Origin of the sequence: Pseudomonas sp. GV071, from assembly GCF_003050835.1 — a bacterium.
GTDB lineage: Bacteria > Pseudomonadota > Gammaproteobacteria > Pseudomonadales > Pseudomonadaceae > Aquipseudomonas.
The window spans coordinates 370,602-392,425 of the sequence record NZ_QAOJ01000004.1; the positions used below are offsets into that span (position 1 = coordinate 370,602).

Annotated in this window: 20 protein-coding genes; 6 read left to right on the forward strand and 14 right to left on the reverse strand. The window is 62.8% G+C overall.

Going from position 1 to position 21,824, the window contains the following annotated elements:
- Window positions 1–4: 4 nt before the first annotated feature.
- From C8K61_RS10435 to pmbA, 6 genes are all read right to left on the reverse strand, one after another.
- A complete protein-coding gene (locus tag C8K61_RS10435) occupies window positions 5–910 on the reverse strand; it encodes a ZIP family metal transporter (protein ID WP_108096177.1) in 906 nt (301 codons plus the stop codon).
- 38 nt (window positions 911–948) lie between these two features.
- Complete coding sequence (locus C8K61_RS10440) at window positions 949–1,560, reverse strand: superoxide dismutase (protein WP_108096178.1); 612 nt, start codon at window positions 1,558–1,560, stop codon at window positions 949–951.
- A 1-nt stretch (window position 1,561) separates the two neighbouring features.
- Window positions 1,562–2,029, reverse strand: coding sequence for a hypothetical protein (locus C8K61_RS10445; protein WP_108096179.1), 468 nt, complete (start codon window positions 2,027–2,029; stop codon window positions 1,562–1,564).
- Between the two features lie 33 nt (window positions 2,030–2,062).
- Window positions 2,063–3,439 (reverse strand): lyase family protein, encoded by a 1,377-nt coding sequence (locus C8K61_RS10450; protein ID WP_108096180.1) that lies wholly within the window; start codon window positions 3,437–3,439, stop codon window positions 2,063–2,065.
- Complete coding sequence (locus C8K61_RS26975) at window positions 3,432–3,827, reverse strand: FagA protein (RefSeq protein ID WP_256589407.1); 396 nt, start codon at window positions 3,825–3,827, stop codon at window positions 3,432–3,434. Before C8K61_RS26975 ends, C8K61_RS10450 begins: the two co-directional genes overlap by 8 nt.
- A 268-nt stretch (window positions 3,828–4,095) precedes the next feature.
- On the reverse strand, window positions 4,096–5,442 hold the full coding sequence (pmbA, locus tag C8K61_RS10460) for a metalloprotease PmbA (RefSeq protein ID WP_108096181.1): 1,347 nt from the start codon (window positions 5,440–5,442) through the stop codon (window positions 4,096–4,098).
- Window positions 5,443–5,539: 97 nt separating this feature from the next.
- On the opposite strand from pmbA, the gene yjgA reads away from it, so the two are divergent.
- The gene (yjgA, locus tag C8K61_RS10465) at window positions 5,540–6,058 is read left to right on the forward strand and encodes a ribosome biogenesis factor YjgA (protein ID WP_108096182.1); all 519 of its coding nucleotides are present in this window, start codon (window positions 5,540–5,542) and stop codon (window positions 6,056–6,058) included.
- A 115-nt stretch (window positions 6,059–6,173) separates the two neighbouring features.
- Here the strand turns inward: yjgA and tldD are convergent, their stop codons facing one another.
- The 8 genes from tldD to mreB all read right to left on the reverse strand — a co-directional run bounded on the left by tldD (window position 6,174) and on the right by mreB (window position 17,321).
- Window positions 6,174–7,616, reverse strand: a complete 1,443-nt coding sequence (gene tldD, locus C8K61_RS10470) for a metalloprotease TldD (protein WP_108096183.1) — start codon at window positions 7,614–7,616, stop codon at window positions 6,174–6,176.
- A gap of 32 nt (window positions 7,617–7,648) precedes the next feature.
- On the reverse strand, window positions 7,649–8,488 hold the full coding sequence (locus tag C8K61_RS10475) for a carbon-nitrogen hydrolase family protein (protein WP_108096184.1): 840 nt from the start codon (window positions 8,486–8,488) through the stop codon (window positions 7,649–7,651).
- Window positions 8,489–8,521: 33 nt separating this feature from the next.
- A complete protein-coding gene (locus C8K61_RS10480; RefSeq protein WP_108096185.1) occupies window positions 8,522–12,367 on the reverse strand; it encodes a YhdP family protein in 3,846 nt (1,281 codons plus the stop codon).
- 88 nt (window positions 12,368–12,455) lie between these two features.
- Entirely contained in the window at window positions 12,456–13,913 is a 1,458-nt protein-coding gene (gene rng / locus C8K61_RS10485) for a ribonuclease G (RefSeq protein WP_108096186.1), read from the reverse strand.
- Window positions 13,906–14,511 carry a nucleoside triphosphate pyrophosphatase gene (locus C8K61_RS10490; RefSeq protein WP_108096187.1) on the reverse strand — a complete coding sequence of 202 codons (606 nt, stop codon included), beginning with the start codon at window positions 14,509–14,511 and terminating at the stop codon, window positions 13,906–13,908. The genes rng and C8K61_RS10490 overlap by 8 nt, the downstream gene beginning before the upstream one ends.
- Window positions 14,512–14,565: 54 nt before the next feature.
- Window positions 14,566–15,054 (reverse strand): rod shape-determining protein MreD, encoded by a 489-nt coding sequence (gene mreD, locus C8K61_RS10495; RefSeq protein ID WP_108096188.1) that lies wholly within the window; start codon window positions 15,052–15,054, stop codon window positions 14,566–14,568.
- On the reverse strand, window positions 15,051–16,085 hold the full coding sequence (gene mreC / locus C8K61_RS10500; RefSeq protein WP_371919981.1) for a rod shape-determining protein MreC: 1,035 nt from the start codon (window positions 16,083–16,085) through the stop codon (window positions 15,051–15,053). The genes mreD and mreC overlap by 4 nt, the downstream gene beginning before the upstream one ends.
- Window positions 16,086–16,283: 198 nt before the next feature.
- Window positions 16,284–17,321: a rod shape-determining protein MreB gene (mreB, locus tag C8K61_RS10505; protein ID WP_108096189.1), complete on the reverse strand. Its 1,038-nt coding sequence runs from the start codon at window positions 17,319–17,321 to the stop codon at window positions 16,284–16,286.
- A gap of 224 nt (window positions 17,322–17,545) precedes the next feature.
- Here mreB and gatC point away from each other — a divergent pair, with 224 nt between their 5' ends.
- The 5 genes from gatC (at window position 17,546) to C8K61_RS10530 (ending at window position 21,689) form a co-directional block, all read left to right on the forward strand.
- Window positions 17,546–17,833: an Asp-tRNA(Asn)/Glu-tRNA(Gln) amidotransferase subunit GatC gene (gene gatC / locus C8K61_RS10510; protein ID WP_108096190.1), complete on the forward strand. Its 288-nt coding sequence runs from the start codon at window positions 17,546–17,548 to the stop codon at window positions 17,831–17,833.
- Between the two features lie 14 nt (window positions 17,834–17,847).
- The gene (gatA, locus tag C8K61_RS10515) at window positions 17,848–19,299 is read left to right on the forward strand and encodes an Asp-tRNA(Asn)/Glu-tRNA(Gln) amidotransferase subunit GatA (protein WP_108096191.1); all 1,452 of its coding nucleotides are present in this window, start codon (window positions 17,848–17,850) and stop codon (window positions 19,297–19,299) included.
- 11 nt (window positions 19,300–19,310) lie between these two features.
- A complete protein-coding gene (gatB, locus tag C8K61_RS10520; RefSeq protein ID WP_108096192.1) occupies window positions 19,311–20,756 on the forward strand; it encodes an Asp-tRNA(Asn)/Glu-tRNA(Gln) amidotransferase subunit GatB in 1,446 nt (481 codons plus the stop codon).
- Window positions 20,757–20,889: 133 nt separating this feature from the next.
- Window positions 20,890–21,291 carry a septal ring lytic transglycosylase RlpA family protein gene (locus C8K61_RS10525; protein ID WP_108096193.1) on the forward strand — a complete coding sequence of 134 codons (402 nt, stop codon included), beginning with the start codon at window positions 20,890–20,892 and terminating at the stop codon, window positions 21,289–21,291.
- A gap of 14 nt (window positions 21,292–21,305) precedes the next feature.
- The gene (locus C8K61_RS10530) at window positions 21,306–21,689 is read left to right on the forward strand and encodes a carboxymuconolactone decarboxylase family protein (RefSeq protein WP_108096194.1); all 384 of its coding nucleotides are present in this window, start codon (window positions 21,306–21,308) and stop codon (window positions 21,687–21,689) included.
- Window positions 21,690–21,824 lie beyond the last annotated feature (135 nt).

Genomic DNA, 21,824 nt, shown 5'->3' on the forward strand with positions numbered 1-21,824 from the left:
CCGCTCAGCGCGTGAGCGCGGCGCTGAGCAACATCATCAGGCAGAAGCCACTCGCCAGCCCCACGCTGGCGTAGGTGCCGTTACCTTTGCGGTGCAGTTCGGGAATGATTTCGTGGGTGATCACGAAAAGCATCGCCCCGGCCGCCAGCGACAGCCCCCACGGCAACAGAATTTCCGACAGCCCCACCAGCCAGGCACAGAGCACCGCGAATAACGGTTCGACCAAGCCTGAGGCCACACCAATCGCGGTCGCCTTGACCCGCGACATGCCCGCCGCCACCAGCACCAGCGCGATGATCAGCCCTTCCGGCACGTTCTGCAGGGCGATGCCCATGGTCAGCGCATCCGCCGCCTGAGTCGCGGCACCAAATGACACGCCCACCGCCATACCTTCGGGAATGTTGTGCAGCACGATGGCCACCACAAACAGCACCACCTTCGGGGTGATCACCGGCAATGACTGATCCGCCGGCAGCTCATGCACCATTGGCGTTTGTGGCAGCAGTCGACCGGCGACGAACAAGGCCATCGCGCCGATAAACACCGCACCACTCACCAATGCCGTTGCCGCCACCTCGCCATAGCCCAGCGCTCGCGCGGCATCCAGCCCTGGCAGAATCAGGGAAAAGGAAGTGGCCGCGAGCATCACGCCAACACCGGCACCCATGATTCCATCGGCCACCGCCGCGGCCACCCGGCGCAGCAGCAGAACCGGCAGCGCGCCAAGGGCGGTGCCAAGCGAACAGAGCATGCCGCCCTGTAGCGCTCGCCATAGATGCGGGTGGGCCATCAGCAAGGCTTCGGCCTGGCGAAACAACAGAAAACCGCCCGCCAGCACGATGGCAAAACCCAGTGAACGACGCAGCGGTTTACCGCCAAAGGTGGACAGCGAATGCAGGGAAACGGGCATGAATAGACCTTGTCAGCGAACCACCGGCGGCGGCGACTTCAACTCAGCGCCAGGCGATAGCGCCGCAACACTTCGGGCCAATTGATCACGTTGAAAAACGCGCCGATGTATTCCGGCCGACGGTTCTGATAACGCAGGTAATAGGCGTGTTCCCACACGTCCAGACCGAGGATTGGCGTGTTGCCGTTCATCAACGGGCTGTCCTGGTTGCCGCTGCTTTCCACCACCAGTTTTTTCTCCGGTGTCACGCTCAGCCAGGCCCAACCGCTGCCGAACCGGGTTAGCGCTGCTTTGGTGAAGGCCTCCTTGAACGCATCGAAGCCACCCAGTTGCTGGTCAATCGCCTGGGCCAATTCTTCCTGCGGCAGGCCGCCGGCGTTCTCGGCCATTACCTGCCAGAACAGCGAATGGTTGGCGTGGCCGCCACCGTTGTTGATCACTGCGCCACGCAGGTTTTCCGGTACGTCCTTCAAGCGGGTCAGCAACGCTTCCACCGGCAACTGCCCCAGCGGGTTGCCCTCCAGCGCCGCGTTGAGGTTGTTGATATAGGTCTGGTGGTGCTTGCTGTGGTGGATCTCCATGGTCTGGGTGTCTATGTGCGGCTCGAGGGCGCCATAGGCGTAGGGCAGCGGGGGCAGGCTGTACGACATATCAAGACTCTCCGTAGACACGATGGCTAAGCACGCGATGACCCGACTTGATCACCCGCTGTGGCTTGTGGGTAATGCGCGAGCAGGCCAACAGGTACTCGGTGCTCGGGTATTGGCCGTTCTCACTGATAAAACCGAGCAGTTCGGTGTAGGTGCGCTGGCTTTGGCGCAGTGAGGTGTCGCGCAGCATGGCCGACAAGCGTGGATTTCCCGCGGCCTGCAACAGGTACTCGTGCACCGCGCACAGGTACTCGGCAGCCTCCTCCGGCTGGCCGATGCGCAGGTGCAGGTCGGCCAGGTTGTGGTGCGAGATCACCAGCGCCGCCACCGCTTCTTCGGCGTTGGCCCAGCGGTCAAACAACACCTGGGCCAGGGCCAGCGCCTGCAAGTACTGTTCGCGTGCCGAGTAGAAATCGCCGGCACCGAACAGCTGATTGCCAATCTTCATCATGCCTTGCCAATGCTTCATGGACCGCTCCTGTGCAGGTTCAGGGACAGAGGTTTACAAGCCGCCAGCCGTGAGTTTTTCCGGGTTGAGCAACTGCTCCAGCTGGTCGCGACTGAGGTCGGTGTGCTCGAGCGCCACATCGATAATCGCGCGGCCTTCCTTGTAGGCGAGCTTGGCGATCTCGGCGGCCTTCAGGTAACCAATGATCGGGTTCAGCGCGGTAACCAGGATCGGGTTGCGGGCCAGCGCCTCGTTGAGCTTGGGCTGGTTGACCTTGAAGGTGGTGATGGCGCGGTCGGCCAGCAGGCGGGTGACGTTGCTCAACAGCTCAATGCTGTACAGCAGGTTCTGGGCAATCACCGGCAGCATCACGTTCAACTCGAAGTTGCCCGACTGGCCAGCGACGGTGATCGCCGCATCGTTGCCAATCACCTGGGTGGCGACCATCGCCACCGCTTCCGGAATCACTGGATTGACCTTGCCCGGCATGATCGACGAACCCGGCTGCAGCGCCTCCAGCTCGATTTCCGCCAGACCGGCCAGCGGCCCGGAGTTCATCCAGCGCAGGTCGTTGGCGATTTTCATCAGCGAGACGGCGGTGGTTTTCAGCTGGCCGGACACGGCGACGGCGGTGTCTTGCGAGCCGATCAGGGCGAAAAAGTTATCCCCAGGGGTGAAGTGCAGGCCGGTGAGCTCCTTCAGTTCCAGGCAGAAGGTTTCGGCAAACCTCGGATGGGCGTTGATCCCGGTACCCACCGCCGTGCCGCCCTGGGCCAGGGCCTGCAGGCTCGGCAGCAACAGGCGCAGGTGCTGGATATTGCTTTGAATCTGCTGCGCCCAACCGTCCAGCACCTGGCTCATGCGTACCGGCATCGCATCCATCAGGTGGGTACGACCAGTCTTTACATAGGGCTGCACTTGCAGCGACTTTTCGCACAAGGCGCTAAGTAAATGGCCCAGCGACGGCAACAGGCGTTCCTGCAGTTCGATGGCGGCGCTGACATGGATGGTGGTGGGGATGATGTCGTTGCTGCTCTGGCTGCAATTGACGTGATCGTTGGGGCTCACCGGCGCGCCGAGAATGCGGCTGGCCAGGGTGGCGATCACCTCGTTGGCGTTCATGTTGGAACTGGTGCCCGAGCCGGTCTGGAACACATCCACCGGGAAATGCGCCATGAAATCACCGGCCAGCAGCTCCTGGCAGGCGCCAACAATCGCCTCGCCCTGCTCCGGAGTGATCTGCGTCAGCTCGACGTTGGCCCGTGCGGCAGCGGCCTTGGCCTGAATCAGCGCGCGAATGACCGGCGTCGGCATGCGCAGCGCCGAGATCGGGAAGTTATCCACCGCGCGCTGGGTTTGCGCGCCGTACAGCGCCTCGGCAGGGACCGCCAGCTCACCCATGCTGTCGCGTTCGGTGCGCAAATTACTCATAGGGATTTCCTTGTGCCAGTTCAGAAAAAGCGATGGAGGGCGTCATCTGCAGCGTGGCCAGGCGGTTGCGCAGGCGATTGAGCGTGAAGTGCTGAGCTTTTTCCTGAGCCAGGTGCTGGATGGCGTAGAGCGAGCGGTAGGCGTGGTCGAGGCAGAGGCTGCGCCAGTGCCAGGGCAGCACCGGGTCGCAGGCGGTATCGAGGAGCAGATTGAGGGTGCTGACAGACATCTGCCACGGGCACAACTGGCCGTGTTCCACCAGCTCGCAGCCCTGCGCCCAATGCACTTCGAGCAGACGCGGTTCGTTCGGCAGCAATGCGCAGCGAATGCGCAAACCTTGCCAATACCAGCAGTCCAGACACGGACCAAACGGGGATCGCAGCGCCATGGCTCAACCTCCAAAAGACTTGATGACATTTATTCTTATTTGGGAAGAATAATCAACAGGTGATTTAAAGATCGAATTTAAGGCGTGAAAACGCGGCTATTTTCTGAGAAACAGGAGTAATAGCGAAAAAAGAGATAGATGGCTAAAGCAGGTAATAGGCAAAAAGCATCGCGGCTGAAGCCGCTCCTACACGTTCGCACAAAACGTAGGAGCGGCCGGTCCGGCGCTCCGGTTAGCCGCGATGCTTTTAAACGCTCGGAGAGAAAAATCAGCTACCAGCGACGGTCATCTTCTCGATCAACACCGAGCCCGTACGGATATTGCTGCGCAGCTCCAGATCGTTACCCACGGCGACAATCTGCTTGAACATGTCGCGCAGGTTGCCGGCGATGGTCACCTCTTGCACCGGGAACTGGATTTCGCCGTTTTCCACCCAGTAACCGCCAGCGCCACGGGAGTAATCGCCGGTGACCATGTTCAGGCCCTGGCCCATCAGCTCGGTGACCAACAGCCCACGGCCCATGCGTTTGAGCAGGGCTTTCTGGTTTTCGTCGCCATGGCTGACGAACAGGTTATGCACGCCGCCGGAGTTGGCGGTGCTCGGCATACCTAATTTGCGGCCCGAGTAGGTGCCGAGAATGTAGGACTGCAGCACGCCGTTTTCCACGAAGTGCTTGCCGTAGGTGGCCAGGCCATCGCCGTCGAACGAGGCACTGCCCAGGGCACCACGGATATGTGGACGCTCATCCAGGCTCAGCCATTCAGGGAACAGCGTCTGCCCGAGGCTGCCTTCCAGAAACGAGGATTTGCGGTACAGGTTGCCGCCCGATACCGCGCCGAGGAAATGCCCGAACAGGCCGCCGGCCAGCTCGGCGGCAAACAGCACCGGCACTTCGCAGGTCGGCACCGGGCGCGCGCCCAAACGGCTCACGGCACGCTCAGCAGCGCGGCGGCCGATGCTGGCGGCGCTGGCGAGGTCTTCGCCGCGGCGGCTGACGTCGTACCAGTAATCGCGCTGCATCAGGCCGTCGGCTTCGGCGATCATCACGCAGCTCAGGCTCTGCCGGGTGCTGGCATAGCCGCCGACAAAACCGTGGCTGTTGCCGTATACGCGGCAGCCCTGGTGGGTATTGAGGCTGGTGCCGTCGGCATTCTTGATCCGCGAATCGGTGGCGAAGGCAGCGGCTTCACATTCCAGCGCGCGCTCGATCGCTTGTTCGGGGGTAATGTCCCAGGCGTGGTAGAGGTCCAAGTCCGGCAGGTCGCGGGCCATCAGCTCGGCATCGGCGAGGCCCGAGCACTCATCTTCAGAGGCGTGCTTGGCAATGGCCAGGGCGGCCGCCACGGTTTCCCGGATCGCCGCGTCGCCGCTGGCGGAGGTGCTGGCCGAGCCTTTGCGCTGGCCCAGGTAGAGGGTGATGCCAAAACCCTGGTCGCGGTTGAACTCAACGGTTTCCACTTCGCCCTGGCGCACCGAGGTCGACAACCCCTGCTCCACCGACACCGCCACTTCGCAGGCGCTGGCGCCCTGGGCCTTGGCTTCGGCGATGATCCGCGCCACCTGTTCCTGCAATTGCGGCAGGGCCTGTGGCCCAACTACGTCTGCTGCACTCATAACCTACAACTCCAGTTCGAAGACCAGTCACCTGGCCAGGCCGGACAAGCGGCCTTTGACTCGTTATCATGGCGGCGTTTCCAACTGGATCTGCCCCATGTCTGACTATTCCGACGACTTCTCCGAAGAGAAGAGCAAAACTCAGGTCAAGCGCGAACTGCATGCGCTGGTTGACCTTGGCGAGCGCCTGACCACGCTCAAACCTGCCCTGATCGACAAACTGCCGCTGACCGACGCCTTGCGTCGCGCCCTGGCCGAAGCGCCGAAACACACGGCGCACATCGCCCGCAAACGGCATATCCAGTTCATCGGCAAGCTGATGCGCGATCAGAACATCGATGAAATTCTGGTGCTGCTGGACCAACTCGATGCCTCGACCCGGCAGTACAACGAACGTTTCCACAACCTCGAACGCTGGCGTGACCGCTTGGCCACCGGCACCGACGACGTGCTCGAAGCCTTCGTCGCCGAGTACCCGGACGCCGACCGCACCCATTTGCGTCAGCTGATCCGCCAGGCCCAGCACGAAGCGGCACAGAACAAAGCCCCGGCCGCCACGCGCAAAATCTTCAAATACATCCGCGACCTGGACGAAACCAAACGCGGGTTGCGTTAAGCCCTACTCCGATTCTCCGGGAGAAGGGCTTTTTTGTGGGAGGGGCTTCAGCCGCGAGCTTTTGATCTTAAAAGCATCGCGGCTAAAGCCCCTCCCACCAGTATCGCGGTGAGCCTTACGAGCCCGTCCCGCCTACGGTAATCAAATCAATCTTCAACGTCGGCTGCCCCACTCCGACCGGCACCGATTGCCCGTCCTTGCCGCAAGTGCCGACGCCGCTGTCCAGCTCCAGGTCATTACCAACCATGGACACCTTGCTCATGGCCTCCGGCCCGTTACCAATCAGCGTCGCGCCTTTGACCGGGGCGGTGATTTTGCCGTCTTCGATCAGGTAGGCCTCGCTGGTGGAGAACACGAACTTGCCGCTGGTGATGTCGACCTGGCCGCCGCCGAGGTTGGCGCAGTAGATGCCTTTTTTCACCGAACGAATGATTTCTTCCGGGTCGCTTTCGCCGGCCAGCATGTAGGTGTTGGTCATGCGCGGCATCGGCAGGTGCGCGTAGCTTTCGCGGCGACCGTTACCGGTGGCGGCGACGCCCATCAGGCGGGCGTTGAGCTTGTCTTGCATATAGCCCTTGAGCACGCCGTTTTCGATCAGGGTGGTGCACTGGGTAGGCGTGCCTTCGTCGTCCATGCTCAGCGAGCCGCGGCGACCGAACAGAGTGCCGTCGTCGACAATAGTGCACAGGCTCGACGCCACTTTCTCGCCAATGCGGCCGCTGTAGGCCGAGCTGCCTTTGCGGTTGAAGTCGCCCTCCAGGCCGTGGCCCACCGCTTCGTGCAGCAGCACGCCGGACCAACCAGCGCCCATCACCACCGGCATGGCGCCGGCCGGTGCGGGAATCGCTTCGAGGTTGACCAACGCTTGGCGCAGCGCCTCACGGGCATACCCCATGGCGCGGTCTTCGGTGAGGAAGTAGAGGTAATCGGAACGCCCGCCACCGCCCTGGCCACCGCGTTCACGGCGACCGTTCTGCTCGACGATGACGCTGACGTTGAAGCGCACCAGCGGACGGATATCGGCGCCCAGGCTGCCATCGGCAGCCGCAACCAGAATGCGTTCCCACACCCCGGCGAGGCTGACGGTGACTTGCTGAATACGCGGGTCGAGAGCACGGGTGGCCACGTCCACACGCTTGAGCAGTTCGACCTTCTCCGCGCGGGTCAGCACTTCCAGTGGGTTTTCCGGCGCATACAGGCGCGCCACTTCCGGGCTGACAAATGCCTGCACACGGCCTTGCTGGCCCGCACGGGCGATTGAGCGCGCGGCACGGGCGGCTTGGCTCAGGGCCTCGGAGGTAATGGCGTTGCTGTAGGCAAAACCGGTTTTCTCGCCAGACTGGGCACGCACGCCCACGCCCTGGTCGAGGTTGAAGCTGCCTTCTTTGACGATGCCGTCTTCAAGTACCCAGGTCTCGGAGACCTGGCCATGGAAGTACAGATCAGCCGCATCAATACCCGGGCCGGCCAATTCACCGAGCACGCCCGGCAAATGATCAATGCTCAAACCGCCCGGCCCCAACAGGTGCTCGCTGACGGACAGCAACATGTCGCTCATAGTCACTCCAATAGGCGCTGTGGCCTGTACCTTCAGGTCGTCGCCTTCAGCGTCGACGCAGAAAAACGGCGGTGCGTGTGCACCGGCATACGTTGACGGATGGCCGCCTGCTCAACCGCATCACGGTTGGCCAGCAGCGCAGCCGCGCCTTGAGCCTGCTCGGCAAGCACCCGCCCCCAGGGGTCGATGATTGCCGCATGGCCAAATGTTTCGCGCCCTTTCGGGTGCAGGCCGCCCTGAGCGGCGGCAAGGATGTAGCACTGCGTTTCAATGGCCCGCGCCCTGAGCAGTACCTGCCAGTGCGCCGCGCCGGTCACGGCGGTAAACGCCGCCGGCGCCGTGATCAGTTCCGCCCCGGCTTCGCGCAGCGCGCTGTACAGCTCAGGGAAACGCAGGTCGTAACACACCGTCAGGCCCATGCGCCCCACCGGCGTATCCGCCACCACCACATTGGCGCCAAAGGCATAGTCATCCGACTCGCGGTAGCGGCCACGGCTGTCGGCCACATCGACATCAAACAGGTGTAGCTTGTCATAGCGCGCCGCCACGTCGCCGTGCTCATCGATCAACAGCGAGCAGGCGTGCGACTTGGCCTGCGGTTGCCCGGCCGGCGGTAACGGCAAGGTGCCCGCCACTATCCATAACTTGAGGTCGCGGGCGGTCTGTTTCAACCACGGCAGAATCGGCCCGTGGCCTTCGGCCTCGGCACGACCGATGGCGGCCAGGTCGCTGCGGCCCATGGCGGCGAAGTTTTCTGGCAATACCGCCAGCTGAGCGCCCTGCTCCGCAGCTTGCTGCAACAGCAGCCGCGCCTGGGCCAGATTGGCCAGCACATCGTCCTGGCTGACCATTTGAATTACCGCGAGGGACATACGCGCTCCGAGGTCAGGGGCTCGTTAGTAAGACTAGCGAGGTTTTTCAAAGGGTTTGTCGAAATTGATCTGCGGGTCCTGCCAGGAGCCTTTGACGCTGTACTGCACACTGGCGAAGCGGGCGACCTGCTTGCCGAGCAATTTATCCACCACGAACAACGCACCGCCAATGGCCGGAGCGCCGACAATCAGCGCCGCCAGCGGCAGGTTGTTGCTCAGCGGCAGGGTCACCAGCAGCTTGGCGTCGACCTGGTTACTGGCCAGGTCCAGGGTACCGTTGAGCTCCAGGTTGCTCGACGGCCCCGTGAGGGTGATCGGCTCTTTGGTCAGGTACACGCCATTGGTGGCCACCAGCAGGCCTTTCACCCGGTCGTAACTCAAGCCTTTGCTGAGCAGGTCGGAGAAGTCCAGACGCAGGCGGCGGCCGATGGAGTTGAAGTTGAGCAAGCCGAACACCCGTAGCGCCGCAGTAGAACCCTGGGCTTCGACGAACTGGCCTTTGCGCAGGGTGGGGTCGAGGGTGCCGCTGAAACGTTTGAGGCTGATCCAGGCCGGCGAGCCAGGCCACTGGCCGTCGATGTCCATGTGGAAATCTTCACTGGTAGCGGTCGGGGCGAAGTTCCAGGCAAGCAGCACGTCGGCCAGATTCTTGCCACCGATGCGGCCTTTGAACCAGCTGTTGGTGGCGCCCGGTGCACCTTCCCAGCCGACGTCGCCTTCCACCTGCAGGCCCTTGAGGCCCATGTTGACGTCGTTGAACGCCACGCCCTTGGCATTCGGCCGCGCTTTCAGCGACCAGGCGCCGAGCAGGGCGTCGCCCTGGTAGACGCGGGCGATGTTGAGGTTCAACGCTGGAATCTGCCTCGGGTCGACGTCGGCCAGGGAATCTGGCTCATCCGCTTCCGGCACTTCAGCCGTGACCGGCGCTGGCGGCTTTGCCGGCGGGAAGCGCAGGTGCTTGAGCTGCACATCGATGGGCGCGCCGTCGGCATCCGGCAGGCCGACCTGGCCGCTGACCTTGGCACTGCCCAGGGTGATGCTCCAGCCGCTGTCGATGCGGGTCATCTTCACGTCGAGGTTGTCGATTTCGGCTCCCAGGCCGCGGAAGGTGCCGATATGCAGGTCAGCGCTGTTGAACACCTGTTTGGCGCTGGCCGCCTGGTCGCCGGCATAACGCTTTGCCACGTCCTGCCAGGCGCTGGCGTCCAGCTCGCTGACTTCACCGTTAACCTGCAGCCCCTTGGCGCTCGGCACTCGCGCGGTGCCGCTGCCCAGGCGCAACTCGGCGCGTCCGTCATTGACACCACTGGCCGGCGCGCTGGCGGCCAGACTGGCGAGGTTGGCGTAAGCCAGCGCATAGCTGCGCTCGGCCCCTTGCAGATTCATTCGCCACTGGCTTGGGCGCTCCTCAGCGGCGGCCTTGCCCAGCGGTGCCGGCAGATCGATGGCCAGGCCCTTGAGCGTGGAATCGACCTGCAGCTGGCTGTTGTCGCCATCCAGGGTCACCGCCAATTGATACGGCAACTCGCCAGATGCAGGCAGTGGTCGGGTCACGCCCAGCCATTCGGTGAGGCTTTTCAGCGCCATCTGGCCGCTGGCTTCAATACGCGAAGTGGGTTTGCCCGGGGTGCTGCTGGCGATGGCCTTGGCCCGCACCGCACGGCCGAAGGCCTGGGCACGGATATCCGGGGCACTGAGGCCGGTAGCCGTGTCGTAGCGGAAGTTGCCTTTGATCTGGCTGAGCTCGAGCTTGGGCGTCGGCATGCTGAGCTTGGCGCCGTCGGCGCTGAAATCGACGATGGCGCGGGTGGCCGGGCCAGGACCGAGGGGGATGTCCAGGTTGAGCTTGCCTTTGAGATCGCCCTGCCCGCTCCAGCCGTTGAACACCGAGGCGGTGCCGATGGGCGCTTCCTGCAGAATCTTCAACGCGTCGGCCATGCTGCTGTCGACATCGCCGGTAATCAGCAAGCGCGACGGCTGACCCTTGGCAACGTGCGGCACGTCGACATTCACATCGCTGACCGTGCTGTTGAGCAACTGCCCACTCGGCGCCCGCACGCGCACGCCGGTGTCTTCGATCAACACATCACCGGCGACCTTTTGCAGCACAGGCCAGCCTGGCTGGAAGGCCAGTTCGGTGTCGTGCACTTTGAAGAACAGGCTGATGCTGTGGGCAGCGTCTTCGGCGCCCTTGTTCAGCGAGCCTTGGTACTGGAAATAACCTTCGTCGATGGCACCGCTGTGAATGGCGGTGGTCAGCCACTTGGCCAGGTCCTGACTGAAACTCGGCACCAGGGTGGGCAGGTACTTCTCCACGTACTGGGCGTTGCCTTCCTGCAGGCCGACGCGCAGGTCCATGTAGTCTTCGGTGTCCGGCGCCAGGGTCAGGCGGATGAGGAAGTCGCCGGCCAGCTTGCCCTCGTCGCCGAGCAGCTTCATGGACGGGGCAATCAGGGTGAAGGCGTCGCTGTTCAGGGTCCAGGTCAGGCGCGCATTGGCCTTCTGGTAACGCCAAGGTTTGGGGAACAGGTGGTCAAGGTGCAGGGCGAAGTTTTCCGTGTCCATGCGCAGCTCGCCATGGCCCAGATCGCCGCTGATGCTGCCGCTGACATTCTCGGCCGCCGGCGCGCCGCCGTAAGCCTTGAAGCTGATCTGTTGCAGGTTGGCAGCGAACTGTAGGCGCTGGTCCGGGTTGCTGGCCGCGGGGCTGATGCTCAGTTGCACGTTGTGCAGCGCACCCTGCGGCTGCAGGCCATCAAGCACGGCGGCAGCTTTCTCCGGCAGCGGCGCCAGGGCTTCGATAAGCGGTGTCAGTGGCGCCAGGTCAAGGCGGTCAGCGGTGACCTGCCAGCTTTGCGGACGCTCGGCGGCAGCGGTCTGGTAGGTCAGACCAACCTGTACTTCGCCCCAGCGGGTCTCGCCGAGGGTAGCGGCCAGGGAGTTGAGCAACAGGGTGTAGCCCTGCTCGGTGCGATTTACATACGCCATCACCGCCAGGTCATCGAGCTTCACCGCTTTGCGTTCGGCATAGGCAGCGCGCAGTTCCGGCGCGTGCACCCGCGCTACCGCGCGTTGCACGGCGCCTTCAGCCCAGGACAGCCAGAACTCGCCACCGGCCTGGAAACGCTCGACATGCCAGTCGCGGGTCAGGCCGGCGGGCAGCCAGCGCGCCCAGTCGCTTTGCGGCAGGCTCAGGTAAATCTCGGCCTGGGCTTCACGCCAGGCCTTGGCCTTTACCCGGGCATCCAGGCTGAAGCTCAGCGGCTGGCCATCGGGCAGGGTCACGCGGCCGTCCAGGCGCTGGCGGCTGGTGCCGGTGAGCAGGTCGAGGTTGATGTAGGTGAGGGTCAGCGGCGCGCTGTCTTGTGGTTCGAGGGTGAGCTGGCTGTTGAACAGCGACAGCTGCTTGATCCGTTTCATGCTGCGGATCAGTTGTTCGGGGTCCAGCGGCGCGCTGTTATCGCGCTGCGGCAGGCCTTCCAGATGCCAGCTGCCATCAACATCCTGCACCGCGCTCAGTTGCAGGCCATCGACTTCCAGGCTGCCGACGCGCACTTGCTGGGTGCTGAGGCTGGCCCACAGGTCGGGCACCGCGCGCACCTGGTCCAGGCGCAAGGCGCTGGGGCCTTCGCCCACTTGCACGTCATGGGCTACCAATAATGGCGCCAGGCCGCGCCAACTGCCCTCCAGACTGCCGATGGTGACCGGAAGGCCCACCGCCTCGCGCAAGCGGTCTTCGGCTTGCAAGCGGTAATCGGCCACCATTGGCACCAGCTGCCGGCCGACACTGACGTACAACGCCGCCACAATCAGCCCCGTTGCACATAGGTAAAGGCCCCAGCGCGTCAGGGTGGCAAGCAAGCGGGTAAGGCGCGGCATGGTCAGGCGGCTTTCCTTTTATTGTTGGGCCGAGCCAATTCTGGCGAGCCGCCGTTACACGGAATGGCGGTCAGGGGCACGAGAGGAGTCAGAGTAGGACCACGTCATATTGTTCCTGCGAATACATGCTCTCGACCTGGAATTTGATGGTGCGGCCAATAAAGCTCTCAAGGTCGGCCACATTACCCGATTCCTCGTCCAGCAGCCGGTCGACCACTTTCTGGTTGGCCAACACACGATAGCCTTCCGGTTGGTAGGCGCGCGCCTCGCGGAGAATTTCGCGGAAGATTTCGTAGCAGATGGTTTCCGGCGTTTTCAGTTTGCCCCGGCCCTGACAGCTGATGCAGGGCTCGCAGAGGATCTGCTCGAGGCTCTCGCGGGTGCGCTTGCGGGTCATTTGCACCAGCCCCAACTCGGTGATGCCGATGATGTTGGTCTTGGCGTGGTCGCGCTCCAGTTGTTTTTCCAGGGTGCGCAGCACCTGGCGTTGGTGCTCCTCATCTTCCATGTCGATGAAGTCGATGATGATGATCCCGCCCAGGTTGCGCAGGCGCAGTTGGCGGGCGATGGCGGTGGCCGCTTCCAGGTTGGTCTTGAAGATGGTCTCTTCCAGGGTGCGGTGACCGACGAAGGCACCGGTGTTGACGTCGATGGTGCTCATCGCCTCGGCCGGGTCGATGATCAGGTAACCGCCGGATTTGAGCGGCACCTTGCGCTCCAGTGCCTTCTGGATTTCGTCTTCGACGCCATAGAGGTCGAAAATCGGCCGCTCGCCGGGGTAGTGCTCGATACGGTCGGCCACTTCCGGCATCAGCTCATCGACAAACTGGGTGACCTTCTGGAAGGTTTCCCGCGAGTCGACCCGCAGCTTTTCCGTGCGCAGACTGACCAGGTCACGCAGAGTGCGCAGGGCCAGGCTGAGGTCTTCGTAGATCACCGACGGCGTTGGCGCGGTTTTCATCTGGGTGCCGATCTGGCCCCACAGGCGGCGCAGGTAGCGGATGTCGGCGACGATCTCATCAGCACCGGCACCGTCGGCGGCGGTGCGCAGAATAAAACCGCCGGCCTCTTCAATGCCTTCGGCTGCAATGCAATCGGCCACCACTTTTTTCAGGCGCTCGCGCTCGACTTCGTCTTCGATGCGCAGGGAAATGCCGACATGGCTGGTGCGCGGCATATACACCAGGTAACGCGAAGGGATCGACAGCTGCGTGGTCAGGCGTGCGCCTTTGCTGCCTATGGGGTCTTTGGTCACCTGCACGGTCAGGCTCTGGCCTTCGTGCACCAGGGCGCTGATGCTTTCCACTGCCGCCCCTTCGCGGGTGGAAATCTCCGAGGCGTGGATAAACGCCGCGCGCTCCAGGCCGATGTCGACGAACGCCGCCTGCATGCCCGGCAGCACCCGTACCACTTTGCCTTTATAGATATTGCCGACGATACCGCGACGCTGGGTGCGCTCAACGTGCACCTCTTGCAGCACACCGTTTTCCACCACCGCCACACGCGATTCCATGGGGGTGATGTTGATCAGAATTTCTTCACTCATGACGGCTCTCGCTCAAGGCCTGCCAGCAGGGGATGCCGAATTCGGCGAGTAAGGCGGCGGTTTCGCACAGCGGCAGGCCGACCACGGCCGAATAGCTGCCACGCATACCGGTAACGAACACGGCGGCCAGGCCTTGAATAGCGTAGCCGCCGGCTTTGTCCTGCGGCTCGCCGCTGGCCCAATAGGTATGTGCTTCGCTGCTCGAAATCGACCGAAAGTGCACTGCGCTGCTGATCAAACGCACGTCGCTACGCTGGCCATTGGCCAGGGCTACGGCGGTCAGTACTTGATGTTCACGGCCGGAAAGCAGCTGCAACATGGCCAGGGCATCGGCCTGGTCCACGGGCTTGCCGAGAATCTGGCCGTCGACGACCACGGCGGTGTCGGCACCCAGCACCACGGCATCGGCAGGATTGGATAGGGTCGCTAGCCCGGTTTGCGCTTTGGCCAGGGCCAGACGTTGCACGTAGAGGTCGGCAGCTTCGCCGGACAGCACGCTCTCGTCGATGGGAGCGGCAAGGGTAGAAAAGGCAACGCCGATCTGCGTCAGCAGCTCACGCCGGCGTGGAGACCCGGAGGCCAGGTATAGCGTGGCCATGCAGACCTCTCCCTGTCGAGCAGTAAAGAGGCGCAGGCTAAGGCCCGGCCCCGCTTAATTGACGTTCAAACGCTTTTGCACACCGCGCAAAAACACCGACACCCATGGCCAGAGCAAGGCACTGACCAACGCCGGCAGCACAAAAGCCAGGGTCGGTGGACGGTTGCCGGTCAACGCATTGAGCCACAACTGCACCAGCTGGGCCAAGCCAAACACCACCAGCAGCACCAGGCTTTGTTGCCACATGGGGAACATGCGCAAGCGCTGGTGCAGGCTGAGCACCAGGAACGTGATCAGGGTCAGAATCAACGCGTTCTGCCCCAGCAGCGTGCCGTACAGCACGTCCACACCGAGGCCGAGCAACCAGGCCGTGGTCATGCCGACGCGGTGCGGCAGGGCCAGTACCCAATAGGTGAGGATCAACGCAGGCCACAGCGGCCGGCCCACTTCCATGAAGTCAGGCAACGGCGCCACGCTGAGCAGCAAAGCCAGGGCCAGGCTGAACCAGATGACCCAGCCATTGCGGGGACGCAGACCGATCATCGACGCTCTCCCTGAGCAGCAGGCTTGGCGGGGGCCGCAGCCGGTGTGGTGGCCGGCTTGGCTGGCGTGGTCGCAGGTTTGGCGGGCGCAGTCGCCGGTTTGGCCGCGGCTGGCGCCGGTGTCGGCGTGGCGCTGGCAGCGGCGACGGGTGGCGTTGCGGGCGCAGTGCCTTGCAGCGCTTCGGCGGCTTTCTGCTCGGCCTGCCGATCGACTTTTTCCTGGGCTTCGGCGGAGTCGATCGCGCGTTGCTCCGGGGTACGGGTGTCGGTGAACACCAGCAACACGTAGCGGCTGCGGTTCAGCGCGGCGGTCGGCACGGCACGGACAATGGCAAATGGCTGGCCGGAGTCATGCACCACTTCCTTGACCACCGCCACCGGGTAACCGGCCGGGAAACGCTGGCCGAGGCCCGAGCTCACCAGCAAGTCGCCTTCTTTGATATCGGCCGTGTCAGCCACGTGGCGCAGTTCCAGGCGCTCCGGGTTGCCGGTGCCACTGGCAATGGCACGCAAACCGTTGCGGTTGACCTGCACCGGAATGCTGTGGGTGATGTCGGTGAGCAGCAGCACCCGCGAGGTGTAGGGCATCACTTCGACCACCTGGCCCATCAGGCCGCGGGCATCGAGCACCGGCTGGCCGAGGAACACGCCGTCCTTGCCACCTTTATCAATCAGGATGCGGTGGGTAAACGGGTTGGGGTCGACGCCGATCAGCTCGCCCACCAGCACCTTCTCATCCACCAGTGACGAGGAGTTAAGCAGTTCGCGCAGACGCACGTTCTGTTCAGTCAGGGCCGCCAGCTTCTGCAGACGACGCTGCATCAGCAAGGCTTCGGCCTTGAGTTTTTCGTTTTCGCCCAATAATTCGCTGCGGCTGGTGAACTGCTGCGTGGCGCCATCCCACAGGCGTACCGGGAAATCGGCCAGCCAATAGAACGGCGTCAGCACCAGACCGAGCTGGCTGCGCATGGGCTTGAGGGATTCGAAACGGGCATCGACCACCATCAGCGTGGCCGACAGTACAACCAGCACCAGCAGGCGTACCCCCAGCGAGGGTCCCTTGGCAAAGAGCGGCTTAATGGCTAAGTGCTCCAACGCTGAATTGAATGTTCATACGGTCCGCATCGCTGGCAGGTGGACGGAGTGTAAGGCTAAGCACCGTTGTAAATGCAATGAGCCCACCGGAGTGGGCCCAACGATTACTGCATCAACGGCTACTGCATGACCAACTTACTCGCTGGAAAGCAGATCCATCGTATGACGGTCCATCATTTCCAGAGCCTTGCCGCCGCCACGGGCCACGCAGGTCAGCGGGTCTTCGGCAACGATCACCGGCAGACCGGTTTCCTGGGCCAGCAGCTTGTCGAGGTCACGCAGTAAGGCGCCACCACCGGTCAGCACCAGGCCACGCTCGGCGATGTCGGAAGCCAGTTCCGGCGGCGACTGCTCGAGTGCGCTTTTCACCGCTTGCACGATGGTGGCCAGCGACTCTTGCAGGGCTTCGAGCACTTCATTGGAGTTCAGGGTGAAGCTGCGCGGTACGCCTTCAGCCAGGTTACGGCCACGCACGTCCACTTCACGCAGTTCGCCACCGGCGTAGGCGGTGCCGATTTCCTGCTTGATGCGCTCAGCGGTGGATTCACCGATCAGGCTGCCGTAGTTACGGCGCACATAGGTGATGATCGCTTCGTCGAAGCGGTCGCCGCCAACACGCACGGATTCGGCATACACCACACCGTTCAGGGAGATCAGGGCGATTTCAGTGGTACCACCACCGATATCCACCACCATCGAACCGCGTGCTTCCTCTACCGGCAGGCCGGCACCGATGGCAGCAGCCATGGGCTCTTCGATCAGGAACACTTCGCGAGCACCGGCACCGAGGGCCGATTCACGAATGGCGCGACGTTCTACCTGGGTGGATTTGCACGGAACGCAGATCAGCACGCGAGGGCTGGGCTGCAGGAAGCTGTTCTCGTGCACTTTATTGATGAAGTACTGGAGCATTTTTTCGCAGACGCTGAAGTCGGCGATCACGCCGTCTTTCATCGGGCGAATGGCAGCGATGTTGCCAGGAGTACGGCCGAGCATGCGCTTGGCTTCGGTGCCGACCGCTACAACGCTCTTCTGGTTGCCGTGGGTACGGATGGCGACCACGGATGGCTCGTTCAGCACGATGCCGCGTTCGCGAACATAAATCAGGGTATTGGCAGTGCCCAGGTCGATCGAAAGATCACTGGAAAACATGCCACGCAGTTTCTTAAACATGGGATAGGGACCCTAGGCAACGCGTGGGTAAAAAAGTGGCGCAAACTCTAACAACGACGGGGATTTTGGGCAAGGCGCCAATATGTTAAATTGCCGCCTTTTCCCGGCATTGGCGCCCAGTTAGCGGCTTATGACCGCGCGCTGATCTTATCCGTTCCGTACGACATTCCCTACGGACTTCTACTCGCCTTCCACAGGCCGTTCTATTAATTGGAGAACACCCGATGGCGCTTGAACGCTCCGAGGTGGAGAAAATCGCTCATCTGGCCCGACTGGGTCTGAACGAAGCCGATATCCCTCGCACCACCGAAACATTGAATAACATTCTCGGCCTGATCGATTTGATGCAAGCGGTCGACACCACCGGCATCGAACCCCTGGCCCACCCGCTGGAAGCCACCCAGCGCCTGCGCGAAGACCAGGTCACCGAACAGAATCAGCGCGAGGCGTACCAAGCCATCGCCCCGGCCGTGCAAGACGGCCTGTATCTGGTTCCTAAAGTTATTGAGTGATTAAGGACGTGGACATGCACCAACTGACCCTGGCCGAGATTGCCCAAGGCCTCGCGGCCAAGAAATTCTCATCCGTTGAGCTGACCACCAGTTTGCTGGCGCGTATTGCCCAACTCGACCCGCAGCTCAACAGTTTCATCACCGTCACCGCCGACAGCGCGTTGCAGCAGGCCAACGCCGCTGACGCCCGTCGCGCCGCTGGCGAAACCGGCGCGCTGCTCGGTGCCCCGCTGGCACACAAAGACCTGTTCTGCACCCAGGGCGTGCGCACCAGCTGCGGCTCGAAGATGCTCGACAACTTCACAGCCCCTTACGACGCCACTGTGGTTGCCAAGCTCGCCGCCGCCGGCGCCGTGAGCCTGGGCAAGACCAACATGGACGAATTCGCCATGGGTTCGGCCAACGAGTCGAGCCACTACGGCGCGGTGAAAAACCCGTGGAACCTTGAGCACGTACCGGGCGGCTCGTCCGGCGGTTCCGCGGCGGCAGTGGCTGCACGCCTGCTGCCAGCCGCCACAGGCACCGATACCGGCGGGTCGATTCGCCAACCGGCGGCACTGACCAACCTCACCGGCCTCAAGCCCACCTATGGCCGCGTATCGCGCTGGGGCATGATCGCCTACGCCTCGAGCCTCGATCAGGGCGGCCCACTGGCGCGCACCGCCGAAGACTGCGCTCTGCTGCTGCAAGGCATGGCCGGCTTCGACGCAAAAGACTCCACCAGCGTCGACGAACCCGTGCCGGATTACTCCGCCACCCTGGGCGACTCGATCAAGGGCCTGCGCATCGGCCTGCCGAAGGAATACTTCAGCGCCGGTCTCGACCCGCGCATTGCCGAGCTGATCCAGGTCAGCGTCAAAGAGCTGGAAAAGCTCGGCGCGGTGGTCAAGGAAATCAGCCTGCCGAACATGCAGCACGCCATTCCGGCGTACTACGTCATCGCCCCGGCAGAGGCCTCGTCCAACCTGTCGCGTTTTGACGGCGTGCGCTTCGGCTACCGCTGCGCAGACCCGAAAGACCTCACTGACCTTTATAAGCGCTCGCGCGCCGAAGGCTTCGGCCCGGAAGTGCAAAACCGCATCATGGTCGGTGCCTACGCCCTGTCGGCCGGTTACTACGACGCCTATTACCTGCAGGCGCAGAAAATCCGTCGCCTGATCAAGAACGACTTCATGAGTGCCTTCCAGGACGTTGACCTGATCCTCGGCCCAACCACGCCGAACCCGGCCTGGAAGATTGGCGCGAAGAACAACGACCCAGTCGCCGCCTACCTCGAAGACGTCTACACCATCACCGCCAACCTCGCGGGCCTGCCCGGCATTTCCATGCCAGCCGGTTTCGTCGATGGCTTGCCGGTTGGCGTCCAACTGCTCGCGCCTTACTTCCAGGAAGGTCGCCTGCTCAACGTCGCTCACCAGTATCAGCTCACCACTGACTGGCACACGCGCACACCGACAGGCTTCTGAGGAGAGACACCATGCAATGGGAAGTTGTTATCGGGCTGGAGATTCACACCCAGCTCGCCACCCAATCGAAGATTTTCTCCGGCAGCGCCACCACCTTTGGTTCCGCGCCGAACACCCAGGCCAGCCTGATCGACCTGGGCATGCCCGGCGTGTTGCCGGTGCTCAACGAAGAAGCCGTGCGCATGGCCGTGAAGTTCGGCTTGGCGATTGACGCCGAGATCGGCCAACACAACGTCTTCGCCCGTAAAAACTACTTCTATCCGGACCTGCCGAAGGGCTACCAGATCAGCCAGATGGAATTGCCCATCGTCGGCAAGGGCCACTTGGACATCACCCTCGAAGACGGCACGGTAAAACGCGTCGGCATCACCCGCGCGCACCTGGAAGAAGACGCCGGCAAGAGCCTGCACGAAGACTTCAGCGGCATGAGCGGCATCGACCTCAACCGCGCCGGCACGCCGCTGCTGGAAATCGTCTCTGAGCCGGACATGCGCAGCGCCAAGGAAGCCGTGGCCTACGTCAAAGCCATTCACGCCCTGGTGCGTTACCTGGCGATTTGCGACGGCAACATGGCCGAAGGCTCGCTGCGTTGCGACTGCAACGTCTCGGTACGCCCCAAAGGCCAGGTCGAGTTCGGCACCCGCTGCGAGATCAAGAACGTCAACTCGTTCCGCTTTATCGAGAAGGCGATCAACAGCGAAATCCAGCGCCAGATCGAGCTGATCGAAGACGGCGGCAAGGTCATTCAGCAAACCCGCCTGTACGACCCGAACAAAGACGAAACCCGCGCCATGCGCAGCAAGGAAGAAGCCAACGACTACCGTTACTTCCCCGACCCCGACCTGCTGCCGGTGATCATCGACAACGCCTTCCTCGACGCCACCCGCGCCACGTTGCCGGAGTTGCCGCCGCAGAAACGCGAGCGCTTCCAGGCGCAGTTCGGCCTGTCGGCGTATGACGCCAGCGTGCTGGCCTCCAGCCGTGAGCAAGCCGATTACTTCGAACAGGTGGTGGGCATCAGCGGCGACGCCAAGCTGGCGGCCAACTGGGTGATGGTCGAGTTGGGCAGCCTGCTCAACAAGCAAGGCGTGGAAATCGACGCCTCGCCGGTCAGCGCCGAGCAATTGGGCGGCATGCTCAAGCGCATCACGGACAACACCATCTCCGGCAAGATCGCCAAGATGGTCTTTGAAGCCATGGCCAATGGCGAAGGCAGCGCCGATCAGATCATCGAAGCCAAAGGCCTCAAGCAAGTCACCGACAGCGGCGCGATCTCGGCCGTACTTGATGAAATGCTCGTCGCCAACGCCGAGCAGGTTGAACAGTACCGCGCGGCCGATGAAGCCAAACGCGGCAAAATGTTCGGCTTCTTTGTCGGTCAGGCCATGAAAGCCTCGAAAGGCAAAGCCAACCCGCAGCAGGTTAATGAACTGTTGAAGCAGAAGCTGGAAGGCTAACGGCAAAGCCCTCTCCCTAGCCCTCTCCCGCCAGCGGGCAGAGGGAACTAGACCGAGTTGCCGATCAGCTCCCCTCTGCCCGCTGGCGGGAGAGGGGCTGGGGGAGAGGGTTCTAATTTTCGGAGACACAGGTATGTGGCGCGTTCTACTGGCAGGAAGCTTTCTCGCGCTATTGAGCGCCTGTACCACTCCAGCCTTTCGCGGCAGCGGCGATGATAGCGGCACCGACCGCTACAGCGGCCACTACAACGAAAGCGGCGAAGCCTCGTATTACGGTGCCAAGCACCACGGCAAGAAAACCGCCAGCGGCGAGCGCTTCGACCAGGCGCAACTGACCGCCGCCCACCGCACCCTGCCCTTCGGCACCCGCGTGCGGGTGACCAACCTCGACAACGACAAATCGGTGATCGTGCGCATCAACGACCGCGGCCCCTACAGCCGCAAGCGCCTGATCGACATTTCCAAATCGGCCGCCGAACAACTGGACATGCTGCGCAGCGGTGTGGCGCCGGTGCGCGTGCAGAGCCTCGACTGACCAAGGAGCACGCCATGAGCGAACAGAACAAAAGCGGCGAACAGGTGCGCCGCCAGGTGATGGGCGACGCCTTCGTCGACCGCGCCTTGAACAACGCCACCGACTTCAGCCAACCGCTGCAGGACTTCGTCAACGAGCATGCCTGGGGCGGCGTGTGGAACCGCGAAGGCCTGCCGCTGAAAACCCGCAGCCTGATCACCCTCGCCGCCCTGACTGCCTTGAAGTGCCCGCAGGAACTGAAAGGCCATGTACGCGGCGCGCTGAACAATGGCTGCACGGTGGAAGAGATTCGCGAAGCGCTGCTGCACTGCGCGGTGTATGCCGGTGTGCCAGCTGCCATCGATGCGTTCCGCGCGGCGCAGGAAGTGATTGATAGCTACCAAGCGCCGTCGGCATAAGATCAAAAGCATCGCGGCTAAAGCCCCTCCCACAGGGGAATGAAGTGCGCCCCAGAAGTTGGACACCAATCCAACCTCTGGGGCGTTTTTCATGAGCAAGTACACAACACAATTCAAGCTGTCTGCCGTTACCGC